Raw genomic sequence first — 13,319 nt, 5'->3', positions numbered from 1 at the left:
GCGCCTTGCCGGACCGGATCGGTCAGGGCACGGCTCGTTCTCCCGCGACGGCGGTGCCGGTCTCCGTGTCCTGCCGGGGCGGTGCCGGCGGGCGTAGCCGCAGGGACAGCAGCACACCGAGTACGGCGAGTGCGGCACCCACCAGGAACGCGGCGCCGAAGCCGTCGGTCAGGGCGGTGTCGTGGGCCGCGGTGGAGGCGTTGGTGCGGGCGGCCGCGACGCCGGACAGCACGGCCAGGCCGATGACGGAACCGAACTGGAGGCTGGTGTTGACCAGTCCGGACGCGAGACCGGCCTCGTCCTGGCGGGTGTCGAGGGTGGCGGCGACGTTGGTGGTGATGGAGACCAGCGGCAGGGCCACACCGAGCACCAGCGTCGAGGGCAGGACGTCGGCCGCGAACGAGCCGTCGGCCGAGATCCGTGAAAGACCGGCCATGCCGGCGGCGACCAGCGCGAACCCGGCCGTCATGACGCCCCGCAGACCGAACCGGCCGATCAGCCGGTCCGCGAGCGAGGCGACGGCGATGACGACCACGCACAGCGGCAGGAGGGCCAGCCCGCCGAGCACCGCCTCGTGGCCCAGCACCGCCTGGAGGTACAGGCTGACCAGGAAGAACATCGGGAACAGCGACATCTGCCACAGAGCGGCGAGGATGTTGGCCAGTCGGAGCGTGGGCCGGCGCAGCACCGCGGGCGGCACCAGCGGGTGCGCGACCCTGCGCTCCACCAGGGCGAACAGGACCAGCAGGACGACGGCGGCGCCCCCGGTGGCGAGGGTCGCAGTGGAGCGCCACCCGGCCTCGCCCGCGTTGACCACGGCGTAGGCCAGCAGTGCCAGGCCGGCCGTGCCGGCGATCGCGCCGGGCACGTCGAAGCCCTGCTCCCGCCCGGCACCCGTGCCGCCCGGCAGCAGCCGGGGGGCGGGCACCATCAGCGCGACGCCGGCGAGCACGTTGAGGGCGAAGGTCGACTCCCAGCCCAGCCAGCTGGTGAGCACGCCGCCGAGTACGGTGCCGACCGCGCCGCCGGCGCCCGCCATCGCGGCGAACACGCCCAGCGCCCGGTGCCGCTCGGGGCCGTCCGGGAACAGGCTCAGCACCAGGGCGAAGGCCGCCGCGGCCGCCATGGCCGCGCCGACGCCCTGCACCGCCCGGGAGGTGATCAGCAGCGCGGCGTTGTCCGCGAGGGCGCCCAGCAGCGAGGCGGCGGACAGCACGCCGAGCCCGGCGAGGAAGATCCTCCGCCGGCCGAGCAGGTCGGCGGCTCGCCCGCTGAGCAGGAGCAGACCGCCGAAGGAGACGAGGTAGGCGTTGGCCACCCAGGACAGTTCCGCGGGTGAGATGTCCAGCCCGTCCCCGATGGACGGGGCGGCCACGTTGATGATCGAGGTGTCGAGGAGCAGGACGAACTGGGTGCAGGCGAGCAGCGCGAGCGCCCGCCACCGGTCAGCTGAGCGCATCGGTGCCACCTCCGCCGGGCAGGTCTTCCAGCCGGTATCCGTCCAGGCACGACTGGGTGAACGCGGCCAGCAGGTCGGGGTCGCCGTCGCGCAGGATGCCGGGGAGGTAGACGTGCGGCGCCCCGTGGTAGAAGCGCTCGTACTGCTCGTGCCGGGAGGCGAACTCCGAACCGAGCGCGTCCCAGGCCAGCTTCAGCAGCTTGATCCGCTGCTCGGCCGGGGTGCCGGGAGAGCGCACGTACTTGGCGACGAGCGGGCCCAGTTCGGGGTGCGTGAGGTCGTATCCGGAGGCCGGGAGCTGTATCAGGCCGCCGCCCGCCAGCATCTTCAGCTCGGCGAGCACCTTCGGGTACAGGTCGCCCGCCATGGCCCGGTGGGCGGAGGCGATCTCCCGGTTGAGGTGGACGGCGCTGCCCTCGCCGGCGACGCGTTCGTACATCGTCTCGGCCGCCACCACCATGGACTTCGCGATGTTCAGCCACCCCATGAGCCGGCCGAGCTGCATCTGGACGGGCGGCAGGGCGTAGGTGTTGTTGGCGCGGGTGAGCAGGATCGCCAGACCGGTGAGGAATTCGAGCTTGGTCCAGAAGCGGGTGGCGGCCTGGTGCACGAAGTTGTTGTAGGCGGGGGTGAACCACCACATCCGGAAGGTGGTGTCGACGTCGCGGTACGTCAGCACCCGCTCCCAGGGGACGAAGACGTCGTCGCAGACCAGCAGCGCGTCGTTCTCGTCGAAGCGGGAGGAGAGCGGGTTGTCGAACACGCTGCGCGCGTGGGCCTCGTAGGAGGTGCGGGAGATGAACTTCAGTCCCGGGCTGTCCAGGGGCACCGAGAACGTCAGCGCGTACTCGACGTCCTGGCGGGGCAGGGGTTCGATGGTGCCGACGACCACCTCGTCCCCGAAGACCGCGCCGGTGCCGATCATCTTGGCGCCGCGTACCACGATGCCGTCGTCGCGCTCCTTGACGACCCGTACGTAGAGGTCGTCCTCCTCCTGCTCGCTCGCGGCCCTGGTCCGGTCGATCTGCGGATTGGTGATGGTGAAGGCCTGGTAGAGGCTGCCCTCGGAGGCGCGGCGGTAGAGGGCGGCCAGGTTGTCCCGCCCGTCGAAGCCCTCCCCGGCGAAGATGTCCGGCGCGGAGACGAAGCCGGCGGTGCCGGCCGCCATGTAGTCGGGAGACCTGCCGAGGAACCCGAAACTCGCCTCGGACCAGGTCTTGAACGCCTTGCGCCGTTCGACGAGTTCGGCCGCGGTGCGCGGTACGTGGTAGGCGCGGAGCACCGACCGGTCCGCACCCTCGGGACGGACCGTCAGGATGTCGCGCCGGCCGGGCTCGCAGGCCATGTCGTAGAGGGCGGCGACGGAGCGGGCGGTGTTGCGGAAGGCGGGGTGCTCGGTGACGTCCTTGACCAGCTCTCCGTCGAGCCAGACGGCACGCCCGTCGCGAAGTGATTCGAGGTAGTCCTGGCCGCTGCGGGGCATGTCTGTCTCTCCTGACACGAAGGTGCGTTCACTGGTGAGGTGGGTGACGGCCGGCGCCGGGGAGCCCGGACGCGGGCGGGCGGGGAACCGCGGTCCTCAGGACTCGTGGGCCGCTTCGACGCTTCGCCCGGGTGGTGGCCGGTGACAGCCGTAGGGCGAGGGCGCGTTGACGGATGCCGCGTCGAGCCCGGCGGCGCGCGCGTAGCTCTCGGCCACGTCGGCGAGCCGGGCGGCCGGTATCACGTCCTCGACCCGCCGGAACCCGTGCGGGGCCCGCTCCCGGGCCAGGTCGATCACCAGCTCCGGTCCCTGGGCGCGGTTGAGCAGTTGCAGGCGGTTCATCGGGGGCCGGCGGTCGCGGTCGTAGGCGGCCAGCGCGCGGGCGGGATCGCCGTGGGCGGCCAGGTGGTGGGCGAGACTGCGGGCGTCCAGGACGGCCTGGGTGGTCGCGTTCGACCCCATGGGCGCCATGGCGTGCGCCGCGTCCCCGAGCAGGGTGACCGCACCGAACGACCAGCGCGGCAGCGGGTCCCGGTCGAGCATCGGGAAGGACCCGGCGGCCTGGGCGCCGGCGAGCAGCGCGCCCAGCCGCAGGTCCCCGCAGCGCCAGCCGGAGACCGCGGCGGGGAACGCGTCGCCGGACGCGGTCGGTGCGCCGGGCTCTCCGGTCGCGGCCCGGGACACGGCCCAGTTGACGGGGACGAGGCCGTCGTCGTCCGGCCGTTCGGCCAGGGGGTAGACGACGGCCTTCCAGTGTCCGTCGCCCATGACGACCATCGACCGGCCGCCCTGGAAGGGCGTACTGCGGTGCACTCCACGCCACACCGTCGTGCCGTTGGAGCGGGGCGCGCCCTCCTCGGGATAGAGGGTCCGGCGCACCGCGGAGCGCAGTCCGTCGGCGCCGGCCAGTACGTCCGCGCGGATACGGGTCTCGAGTCCGTCCCCGGCCGGGCCGGCGAGCAGCACTTCGACCCCGCCCCCGTCCAGGGGGGTGAAGCCGGTGACGCGCGCGTCGGTGCTGAGGGCGTCCGGTCCCAGGCGGTCGCGCACCGTGTCGGCGAGGAGTGACTGGAGGACGCCCCGGTGCAGGGCCAGTTGCGGCCAGACGCAGCCGCTGGCCCGGCCGCGGGGCTCGTGCCAGATGCGCTGCCCGAGGTGGTTGTGGTAGCTCAGCGCGGTCAGTTCGGCGCCCGCGCCGCGGACGCTTTCGGCCAGACCGAGGGCGGCCAGTTCGCGGACCGCGACGGGCTGGACGTTCACTCCGGCACCGAAGGGGAGGATCCGCGGAACCGCCTCCAGCACGCGGACGTCGCGCAGTCCGGCGGCGTGCAGGCTCAACGCCGCCACCAGGCCGCCGATGCCGGCGCCGGCAATCACGATCTTCATGGAACGAGTCCCCCAGTACCTCAATTCCGTAAACCGGCCAAAAGCCCGGCTCGCTCCTCATCGTTCTCGGGGGAGTGGCTACGATCAATGAGTCATGAGCCGGATCCGTTTAACAATCGTCCGGAGCGCGGTCGGGGGGATCGTTCATGCAGGACGACGTGCTGAGTGAGGTACTGCGCCCGCTGTGGCTGACCGACGTGTTCCACAGCACCTGGCGGGCCGGGGGCCAGTGGGGGGTCGAGGGGCACGACGACAGCTGCGCGATCGTGCACTACATGGTCGACGGCGGCTGCGTCATCACCTTCGACGACGGCTCCGACCCCGTGACGCTGAACGAGGGGGACCTGGCGGTCTTCCCGCACGGCACCGCCCACACCTTCGCCGCCGAGACCGGGGTGGCCGCCACGCCGCTGTCCGCGCTGCTCGCGCAGAGCCCGCCGGGCGGGTCGCAGGTCGTCACCGTCGGCACTCCCCCGTACCGGACGCAGATGCTCTGCGCGAGCCTGCGCTACTGCGCGACCGGCGAACCGGTCCTCTATTCGGCGCTGCCCCGGCTCATCGTGATCCGGGACCGCTTCCTGAAGGGCGAGTCGCTGCTGGTGCGCACGCTGGAGGCGCTGCCCTCGGAGGTGGGACGGACGGCTCCCGGGTCCCGGCTGGTCACGCTGCGGGCGTTCGAGACGGTGTTCGTCCTGTCCTTGAGGATCGCGATGGAGCAGCTGGCGGACGAGTCGCCCGCCCTCCAGGCGCTGCACCATCCGGGCATCAGCAAGGCGCTGATGGCGATCCACGGTTCGTACGGGAAGCCGTGGACGGTCGGGTCGCTGGCCCGCGAGGCGGGGATGTCCCGCTCGGTCTTCGCCCAGTTGTTCCGCGAGCTGGTCGGACAGCCGCCGATGCGGCATCTGACCCTGCGGCGGCTCCAGGAGGCGCGGCGGCAGCTCGCGGACACCTCCGTCCCGCTCACCGAGATCGCGCGGCTCATCGGCTACGCCAGCCAGGTGGGCTTCCACCTGGCCTTCCGCAAGGAGTACGGGATGACGCCCGGTGAGTACCGGGCCGGCCACCGGAGCACGCCCGGCCAGGTCCGCGCTACGGCATGAAGATCACCAGCGCCCCGAAGCCCGCGCCCAGGACGATGCCGACGATTCCGCAGATGATGCCGGCCAGGGCCTGGCCGGCGTTGGTGGCCTCGCCCCGGCCGGCCTTCGCCCGGCCCAGGCCGCCGAAGACGACGCCGAGGACGCCGACGACGATCGCGAGCGGCCAGAGGCAGAAGCCGACGGCGGCGATGATGCCGAGGACGAGGCCGGTGGTGCCCATGCCGTTGCTGGGCATCGGCGCCATGCCGGACCAGCCGTAGTAGCCGGGCGGCTGCGCACCCGGGTATCCGGCCGGGGCGGGGTGCCCGTAGCCGACCGGGCCCGGATAGCCGTAGGGGACGTGGCCGGGGCCGTCCGGCGCGATGGGCGGCGGCGGGACCGGCTGCCGGTCCGGTCCGGCGTACGGCGGGGGCGGCGCGAAGGGGTTGGGCGCGCCGGTGGCCGCCGGGTCCGGCGCCGCGAACGGGTTCGCCGGGGCCGAGGGCGCGGCCCACGCCGGGGGTTCCGCGGCCGGCATGGACGTGACCGTGCGCTGGTCGTGGACGGACGGGGGCGGCCAGGAGGCGGCGTCGTCCGGGACGACGGTCGCGCCGGGACCGGGACCGGGGTCGGCGGATGGGCCGGCGCCCGCGGGCGCCGCCCACGGATCCGGAGCGCCCGGACCGGCGGGTGCGGCCGGCGGCGCCTTGTCGAGGCCGACACGGGGAGTCGCGTCGGGGACGGCGTCGACGGGAGCGCCGGCGGCGGAGACCGCGTCCGCGGGCGGCCGCCAAGGGCCGTCGGCCTGCTGCGGCGCGGGGGGCTTGTCGAGGCCGACACGGGGAGCCGGGCCGGGGGCGGCGTCGGCGGCCGGGGGCGGCGCCGGAGTGCCCTCCGGGGCCTGAGGCGTCCGCCGCGGGTCGTGTCTCGGCGGCTGCGCGTCGTCGGGCATGGTCGGGTCCCCCTCAGTCGAACGTCCCGTCATGCTACGGCCCGCCCCCGCCCGGCACGGGCCCGGCCTACGATGATCCCGAACCGCCGATCAGCCGATCACCCGCGCCCCGCCGGCCCACCCGGCCCGGGACGCCGCCCTGGGGAGGAACACCCTTGACCGAGCACCTCGTCGACCCGGACGTCCCGCGTGACCTGCACGCCTTCATCGCCGGGCTGCCCAAGGCCGAACTGCACGTCCACCACGTCGGTTCCGCCTCCCCCCGCATCGTCTCGGAGCTGGCCGCGCGCCACCCCGACTCCAGGGTCCCCACCGACCCCGAGGCCCTGGTCGACTACTTCACCTTCACGGACTTCGCGCACTTCATCGACGTGTACCTGTCCGTCGTCGACCTGATCCGCACCCCGGAGGACGTGCGGCTGCTGACGTACGAGGTGGCCCGGGACCTGGCCCGCCAGCAGGTGCGGTACGCCGAGCTGACCATCACCCCGTTCTCCTCCACCCGGCGCGGCATCGACGAACGCGCCTTCATGGACGCGATCGAGGACGCCCGCAAGGCCGCGGAGGCCGAGTTCGGGACCGTGCTGCGCTGGTGCTTCGACATCCCCGGCGAGGCCGGTCTGGAGTCGGCCGAGGAGACCGCGCGGCTCGCCACCGACGACCGGCTGCGCCCCGAGGGGCTGGTCTCCTTCGGGCTCGGCGGCCCGGAGATCGGGGTCGCCCGCCCGCAGTTCAAGCCGTACTTCGACCGGGCGATCGCCGCGGGCCTGCACTCGGTGCCGCACGCCGGCGAGACCACCGGCCCGGAGACGGTGTGGGACGCCCTGACCGAGCTGCGCGCCGAGCGCATCGGGCACGGCACCAGTTCCGCGCGGGACCCGAAGCTCCTGGCCCACCTCGCCGAGCGGCGCATCCCGCTGGAGGTCTGCCCCACCTCGAACATCGCCACCCGCGCGGTGCGCACCCTCGACGAGCACCCGATCAAGGAGTTCGTGCGCGCCGGCGTCCTGGTGACGATCAACTCCGACGACCCGCCCATGTTCGGCACCGACCTCAACAACGAGTACGCCGTCGCCGCCCGCCTCCTCGACCTCGACGAGCGGGGCCTCGCCGCCCTGGCCAAGGACGGCGTCGAGGCGTCCTTCCTGGACGCGCCGGGCAAGGCGAGGATCACCGACGAGATCGACACGTACACCGCAGCCTGGCTCGCCTCCTGAGAGTTGCCGCACCCATGACCACCACCCCGCACGACGTGACCGCCGTGGCCCACCGCGGCGACCCCTACCGGCACCGGGAGAACACGCTCGACTCGCTGCGCTCCGCCCTCGCGCGGGGCGCGGACGCGGTCGAGACCGACGTCCGCCTGACCCGGGACGGCGTGCCGGTCCTGCTGCACGACGAGACGCTGAAGCGGCTCTGGGAACACGATCGTCCGCTGCGCTCCCTGTCCGCCGAGGAGGTCCGGGGGCTCACGGCGGGCGGGGTGCCGACCCTCGCGCAGGCGCTGGCGGCGACCGGGGACGCCCGGCTGATGCTCGACCTGCCGGGCGGTCCGGACGAGCGCGCCGTGCGCCGGATCGTGGACGTGGTGCGGGAGTGCGGCGCCGGGGACCGCGTGTACTACACCGCGGGCCCCGTCGCCATGCTCGCCGTGCGCGCCGCCGACCCGGCCGCCGAGATCGCCCTCACCTGGACGACGTCGGCCCCGCCCCGCCCGGCACTGCTGGCGGCGGTCCGTCCCCGGTGGCTCAACTACCGGTTCGGCCTGGTCGACCGGGCCCTGTCCGACCGCGTCCACGCCGACGGCCACCTGCTGTCGGTGTGGACCCCCGACACCCGCCGCTCCATGCGCCGGCTCATCGCCCTGGGCGTGGACTCGGTCACGACGAACCGGGTGGACGTGCTGTGCGCGGTGCGTGCCCGCGCCTCCCGCGACCGGCCCGTCCGCTGAGGAGACCGGCCGGTCAGACCCCGACGATCCCGTTCCAGCGCTTCGCGAACTCCGCCCGCTCCCCCGACCCGATGTCCCGGGCGATCGTCAGCCGCTCGCGCATGCGGTCGTCCGGGAAGATCAGCGGGTCCTCGGCGAGGGCGGCGGTGTCCGGGTCGTCGGAGGAGGCGAGGACGTCGCGGGCGGCGGGGACGGGGCAGACGTAGTTGACCCAGGCGGCCAGTTCGGCGGCGACCTCGGGGCGGTAGTAGTAGTCGATCAGCCGCTCGGCGTTGCCCTTGTGGCGGGCGAGGTTCGGGATCATCAGGGACTCCGCCCACAGCTCGGCGCCCTCCTCGGGGACCACGAACTCGATGTCCGGGTCGTCCGCCTGGAGCTGGATCACGTCGCCGGAGTAGGCCTGGCAGGCCAGCACGTCCCCGCTGGAGAGGTCCTTGATGTAGTCGTTGCCGGTGAAGCGGCGGATCTGGCCCTTGCCGACCTGCTTCTCCACCAGGTCGCACATCCGGTGGAAGTCGTCCGCCGTCCAGTCGGTGATGTCCACCCCGTCGCCCAGCATGAGCAGCGCGAACGCCTCGTCGAGGCCGGACAGCAGGGTCACCCGGCCCTTGAGGTCGGCCGCCCAGAGGTCGGACACGTGCCGGATCTCCCGGCCGAGGCGGCGGCGGTTGTAGGCGATGCCGGTGATGCCCGACTGCCAGGGCACGGTGTACTTGCGGCCCGGGTCGAAGGCGGGCGACCGCAGCAGCGGGTCCAGGTACTCGGTGACGTTCGGCTGCCGCGAGCGGTCCATCTCCTGCACCCAGCCGAGCCGGACGAAGCGGCCGCACATCCAGTCGCTGATGACGATCAGGTCCCGGTCGGTGGGCTGGTGGTTCATCAGGGACGGGCTGATCTTGCCGAAGAACTCGTCGTTGTCGTTGATCTCCTCGATGTAGTCGACGGAGATGCCCGTCCGCTCCTCGAACGCCTCCAGCGTGGGCCGCCGGCTCGGGTGTTCGTCGTCGGTGTCGATGTACAGCGGCCAGTTCGCCCAGGTCAGCCGGCGTTCGGCGGTGGACCGGTCGGCGGCGGCGCGGTCGCCCGGCGCGACGTAGGCGGCCGGTACACCGCAGCCGGCCAGCGCACCGAGCGCGGCCGTGCCGCCCAGGCCGCGCAGCAGGGACCGACGGGAGATCGAGGGCGTCCTCGGGAGCAGGGGCATGGCCGCAGGATCCCGCGCCCGTGCCCGGCGGGACAATCGACGCTGCGTCGAGCACCTCCGGCCAGGCCCGACACCCTGTCGACCGCAACGCGTTCACGATGCACGCACCGCGGCCCCGGACGGGAGTTCCCGCCCGGGGCCGCGGCGTGCGCCGGTGTGTCAGGCGTCCAGCGACGTCATGACGTGCTTGATGCGCGTGTAGTCGTCGAAGCCGTACGACGACAGGTCCTTGCCGTAGCCGGACTTCTTGAAGCCGCCGTGCGGCATCTCCGCGACCAGCGGGATGTGGGTGTTGATCCACACGCAGCCGAAGTCCAGCTTCTTGGACATCCGCATCGCGCGCCCGTGGTCCTTGGTCCACACGGAGGAGGCCAGCGCGTACTCGACGCCGTTGGCCCACTCGACCGCCTGGTCCTCGTCGCGGAAGGACTGGACGGTGATGACGGGGCCGAAGACCTCCTTCTGGATGATCTCGTCGTCCTGCTTGAGGCCGGAGACGACGGTCGGGGCGTAGAAGTAGCCCTTGTCGCCGACCCGGTGGCCGCCCGCCTCGACCTTGGCGTGCGCGGGCAGACGCTCGATGAACCCGGTGACCTGCTTGAGCTGGTTCGGGTTGTTGAGCGGCCCGTACAGCACGTCCTCGTCGTCCGGCTGGCCGGTCTTCGTCTCGGACGCGGCCTTGGCGAGGGCGCTCACGAACTCGTCGTGGATCGACTCGTGGACGAGGACGCGGGTGGCCGCCGTGCAGTCCTGGCCGGCGTTGAAGTAGCCCGCGGTCGAGATGTCCTCGACGGCCTTGGGGATGTCGGTGTCCTCGAAGACGACGACCGGGGCCTTGCCGCCCAGCTCCAGGTGGACCCGCTTGAGGTCCTTCGACGCGGACTCGGCGACCGACATGCCGGCCCGCACGGAGCCGGTGATGGAGGCCATCGCCGGGGTCTCGTGCTCGACCATCAGGCGGCCGGTGTCGCGGTCGCCGCAGACGACGTTGAAGACGCCCTTGGGCACGATCGAGCCGATGATGTCGGCCATCAGGGCCGTGGACGCCGGGGTGGTGTCCGACGGCTTGAGGACGACCGTGTTGCCCGCGGCGAGCGCCGGGGCGAACTTCCACACGGCCATCATCATCGGGTAGTTCCAGGGGGCGACCTGCGCGCAGACGCCGATCGGCTCGCGGCGGACCATGGAGGTCAGGCCCTCCATGTACTCGCCCGCGCTGCGGCCCTCCAGCATGCGCGCGGCACCCGCGAAGAAGCGGATCTGGTCGACCATCGGCGGGATCTCCTCGGAGCGGGTCAGCCCGATGGGCTTGCCCGTGTTCTCCACCTCGGCCGCGATCAGTTCCTCGGCCCGCTCCTCGAACGCGTCCGCGATCTTCAGCAGGGCCTTCTGCCGCTCGGCCGGTACCAGGTCGCGCCAGGCCGGGAAGGCCGCGGCGGCGGCCGCCATGGCCGCGTCCACGTCCGCCTGTCCGGACAGGGGCGCGGTCGCGTAGGCCTCTCCCGTGGCGGGGTTGACCACCTCCGTGGTCCGTCCGTCGGCGGCGTCCCGGAACTCACCGTCGATGTAATTGCGCAGACGACGCAGCTCGGTGCTCACTGCCGGCCCTCCAAGGTTGGGTGTCCAATCACTGAGACACCCACCCTAATCCGTGCACCGACGTTTTCAACACCCCCGATCGCCTCCTGATTGCGAAATCCGCAGACTGGAACGACCTAGACAACGAATTTCATCGGTACGGCCTTGCGAAACTGTCGAGACGTCGTGCACAGTGAACCCGTGGCCAGTCGAAGCGCAGACCCCAGGGACTCCCGCGAGTCCAGGAACGGCGGTCCCCAGTTGGACGCCGTCTCCCTCGCCATCATCGAACAGCTCCAGGAGGACGGCCGCCGGCCGTACGCCGCCATCGGCAAGGCCGTGGGCCTCTCCGAGGCCGCGGTGCGCCAGCGCGTCCAGAAGCTGCTCGACCAGGGCGTGATGCAGATCGTCGCCGTGACGGACCCGCTCACCGTGGGCTTCCGCCGCCAGGCGATGGTCGGTGTCAACGTGGAGGGCGACGTGGAGTCGGTCGCCGACGCGCTGACGGCCATGTCCGAATGCGAGTACGTGGTGATGACCGCGGGCTCGTTCGACCTGATGGTGGAGGTCGTCTGCGAGGACGACGACCACCTCCTGGAGGTCATCAACCGACGCATACGGGCCGTGCCCGGCGTGCGCTCCACCGAGAGCTTTGTCTACATGAAGCTCAAGAAGCAGACCTACATGTGGGGAACCCGATAATCGTGAGCACCGACAGCCCCAAGGACCTCAGCAGGACCGCGTACGACAACCTGTGGATGCACTTCACCCGCATGTCGTCGTACGAGAACGCCCCCGTCCCCACCATCGTCCGCGGTGAGGGCACCCACATCTACGACGACAAGGGCAAGCGGTACCTCGACGGTCTCGCCGGCCTGTTCGTGGTCCAGGCCGGACACGGCCGCCAGGAGCTGGCGGAGACCGCCTCGAAGCAGGCGCAGGAGCTGGCCTTCTTCCCGATCTGGTCCTACGCCCACCCGAAGGCCGTCGAGCTGGCCGAGCGCCTCGCGAACGAGGCCCCCGGCGACCTCAACAAGGTCTTCTTCACCACCGGCGGCGGCGAGGCCGTCGAGACCGCCTGGAAGCTCGCCAAGCAGTACTTCAAGCTGACCGGCAAGCCGACCAAGCACAAGGTCATCTCCCGCGCGGTCGCCTACCACGGCACCCCGCAGGGCGCCCTGTCCATCACCGGCCTGCCCGCCCTCAAGGCGCCCTTCGAGCCGCTCGTCCCGGGCGCCCACAAGGTGCCGAACACCAACATCTACCGCGCCCCGATCTTCGGCGACGACCCCGAGGCCTTCGGCCGCTGGGCCGCCGACCAGATCGAGCAGCAGATCCTCTTCGAGGGCCCGGACACGGTCGCGGCCGTCTTCCTGGAGCCGGTGCAGAACGCGGGCGGCTGCTTCCCGCCCCCGCCCGGCTACTTCCAGCGGGTGCGCGAGATCTGCGACCAGTACGACGTGCTGCTCGTCTCGGACGAGGTCATCTGCGCCTTCGGCCGCCTCGGCACGACCTTCGCCTGCGACAAGTTCGGGTACGTGCCGGACATGATCACCTGCGCCAAGGGCATGACCTCGGGCTACTCCCCGATCGGCGCCTGCATCATCTCCGACCGCCTGGCCGAGCCGTTCTACAAGGGCGACAACACCTTCCTGCACGGCTACACCTTCGGCGGCCACCCGGTCTCCGCCGCGGTCGGCATCGCCAACCTCGACCTCTTCGAGCGCGAGGGCCTCAACCAGCACGTGCTGGACAACGAGGGCGCCTTCCGCGCCACCCTGGAGAAGCTGCACGACCTGCCGATCGTCGGCGACGTCCGCGGCAACGGCTTCTTCTACGGCATCGAGCTGGTCAAGGACAAGAACACCAAGGAGTCCTTCACCGACGAGGAGACCGAGCGCGTCCTGTACGGCTTCCTCTCCAAGAAGCTCTTCGAGAACGGCCTGTACTGCCGTGCCGACGACCGCGGCGACCCGGTCATCCAGCTCGCCCCGCCGCTGATCTCCAACCAGGAGACCTTCGACGAGATCGAGCAGATCCTGCGCGCCACGCTCACGGAGGCGTGGACGAAGCTCTGATCGTCCCACCGGATGGTCATCCGGTAGTTCCAGAAGATCATCACAGGCCCCGGCGCCGTCCGTTCGAGTGAGAACGGCGGCCCGGGGCCGCGTGCTTTCCGGCTTCCCCCGCGGCGACTCCCTACCGTGCCCAGTGACCGATCGGC

Annotated in this window: 11 protein-coding genes; 5 read left to right on the top strand and 6 right to left on the bottom strand. The window is 72.0% G+C overall.

Going from position 1 to position 13,319, the window contains the following annotated elements:
- Nucleotides 1-22: 22 nt before the first annotated feature.
- The 3 genes from IE108_RS24670 to IE108_RS24660 form a co-directional block, all read right to left on the bottom strand.
- Entirely contained in the window at nucleotides 23-1,459 is a 1,437-nt protein-coding gene (locus IE108_RS24670; RefSeq protein ID WP_064730071.1) for an MFS transporter, read from the bottom strand.
- Nucleotides 1,446-2,942, bottom strand: a complete 1,497-nt coding sequence (locus IE108_RS24665) for a 4-hydroxyphenylacetate 3-hydroxylase family protein (protein ID WP_064730070.1) — start codon at nucleotides 2,940-2,942, stop codon at nucleotides 1,446-1,448. The genes IE108_RS24670 and IE108_RS24665 overlap by 14 nt, the downstream gene beginning before the upstream one ends.
- Nucleotides 2,943-3,038: 96 nt before the next feature.
- Entirely contained in the window at nucleotides 3,039-4,328 is a 1,290-nt protein-coding gene (locus IE108_RS24660; RefSeq protein WP_064730069.1) for an FAD-dependent monooxygenase, read from the bottom strand.
- A 146-nt stretch (nucleotides 4,329-4,474) separates the two neighbouring features.
- Between IE108_RS24660 and IE108_RS24655 the strand changes: the two genes are divergently transcribed.
- The gene (locus IE108_RS24655; protein WP_064730068.1) at nucleotides 4,475-5,431 is read left to right on the top strand and encodes an AraC family transcriptional regulator; all 957 of its coding nucleotides are present in this window, start codon (nucleotides 4,475-4,477) and stop codon (nucleotides 5,429-5,431) included.
- On the opposite strand, the gene IE108_RS35145 is transcribed toward IE108_RS24655, so the two are convergent.
- Complete coding sequence (locus IE108_RS35145; RefSeq protein WP_261340667.1) at nucleotides 5,421-6,362, bottom strand: hypothetical protein; 942 nt, start codon at nucleotides 6,360-6,362, stop codon at nucleotides 5,421-5,423. The genes IE108_RS24655 and IE108_RS35145 overlap by 11 nt on opposite strands.
- 155 nt (nucleotides 6,363-6,517) lie before the next feature.
- Between IE108_RS35145 and IE108_RS24645 the strand changes: the two genes are divergently transcribed.
- Both IE108_RS24645 and IE108_RS24640 read left to right on the top strand, forming a co-directional pair.
- Nucleotides 6,518-7,579, top strand: a complete 1,062-nt coding sequence (locus IE108_RS24645; RefSeq protein WP_064730067.1) for an adenosine deaminase — start codon at nucleotides 6,518-6,520, stop codon at nucleotides 7,577-7,579.
- Nucleotides 7,580-7,593: 14 nt separating this feature from the next.
- Nucleotides 7,594-8,313: a glycerophosphodiester phosphodiesterase gene (locus tag IE108_RS24640; RefSeq protein WP_064730066.1), complete on the top strand. Its 720-nt coding sequence runs from the start codon at nucleotides 7,594-7,596 to the stop codon at nucleotides 8,311-8,313.
- Between the two features lie 13 nt (nucleotides 8,314-8,326).
- Here IE108_RS24640 and IE108_RS24635 read toward each other — a convergent pair whose 3' ends face one another.
- Both IE108_RS24635 and IE108_RS24630 read right to left on the bottom strand, forming a co-directional pair.
- Nucleotides 8,327-9,517, bottom strand: coding sequence for an ABC transporter substrate-binding protein (locus tag IE108_RS24635; RefSeq protein ID WP_064730065.1), 1,191 nt, complete (start codon nucleotides 9,515-9,517; stop codon nucleotides 8,327-8,329).
- 159 nt (nucleotides 9,518-9,676) lie between these two features.
- A complete protein-coding gene (locus tag IE108_RS24630) occupies nucleotides 9,677-11,116 on the bottom strand; it encodes a gamma-aminobutyraldehyde dehydrogenase (RefSeq protein ID WP_064730064.1) in 1,440 nt (479 codons plus the stop codon).
- Nucleotides 11,117-11,281: 165 nt separating this feature from the next.
- Here IE108_RS24630 and IE108_RS24625 point away from each other — a divergent pair, with 165 nt between their 5' ends.
- Nucleotides 11,282-11,797: an Lrp/AsnC family transcriptional regulator gene (locus IE108_RS24625; RefSeq protein WP_064730063.1), complete on the top strand. Its 516-nt coding sequence runs from the start codon at nucleotides 11,282-11,284 to the stop codon at nucleotides 11,795-11,797.
- A 2-nt stretch (nucleotides 11,798-11,799) separates the two neighbouring features.
- The gene (locus IE108_RS24620) at nucleotides 11,800-13,173 is read left to right on the top strand and encodes an aspartate aminotransferase family protein (RefSeq protein WP_064730062.1); all 1,374 of its coding nucleotides are present in this window, start codon (nucleotides 11,800-11,802) and stop codon (nucleotides 13,171-13,173) included.
- The last annotated feature ends 146 nt before the right edge of the window (nucleotides 13,174-13,319 follow it).

Source organism: Streptomyces parvulus (genome assembly GCF_014648855.1).
Lineage (GTDB): Bacteria > Actinomycetota > Actinomycetes > Streptomycetales > Streptomycetaceae > Streptomyces > Streptomyces parvulus.
The sequence above is the reverse complement of the archived record's forward strand: the minus strand, read 5'-3'. Positions and strand labels throughout refer to the sequence as shown.

What these genes read in the sequence shown, in the direction of transcription:
- IE108_RS24660 (WP_064730069.1), bottom strand. Translation starts at nt 4,328, where the DNA reads ATGAAGATCGTGATTGCCGGCGCCGGCATCGGCGGCCTGGTGGCGGCG.
- IE108_RS24670 (WP_064730071.1), bottom strand. Translation starts at nt 1,459, where the DNA reads ATGCGCTCAGCTGACCGGTGGCGGGCGCTCGCGCTGCTCGCCTGCACC.
- IE108_RS35145 (WP_261340667.1), bottom strand. Translation starts at nt 6,362, where the DNA reads ATGCCCGACGACGCGCAGCCGCCGAGACACGACCCGCGGCGGACGCCT.
- IE108_RS24640 (WP_064730066.1), top strand. Translation starts at nt 7,594, where the DNA reads ATGACCACCACCCCGCACGACGTGACCGCCGTGGCCCACCGCGGCGAC.
- IE108_RS24665 (WP_064730070.1), bottom strand. Translation starts at nt 2,942, where the DNA reads ATGCCCCGCAGCGGCCAGGACTACCTCGAATCACTTCGCGACGGGCGT.
- IE108_RS24655 (WP_064730068.1), top strand. Translation starts at nt 4,475, where the DNA reads ATGCAGGACGACGTGCTGAGTGAGGTACTGCGCCCGCTGTGGCTGACC.
- IE108_RS24635 (WP_064730065.1), bottom strand. Translation starts at nt 9,517, where the DNA reads ATGCCCCTGCTCCCGAGGACGCCCTCGATCTCCCGTCGGTCCCTGCTG.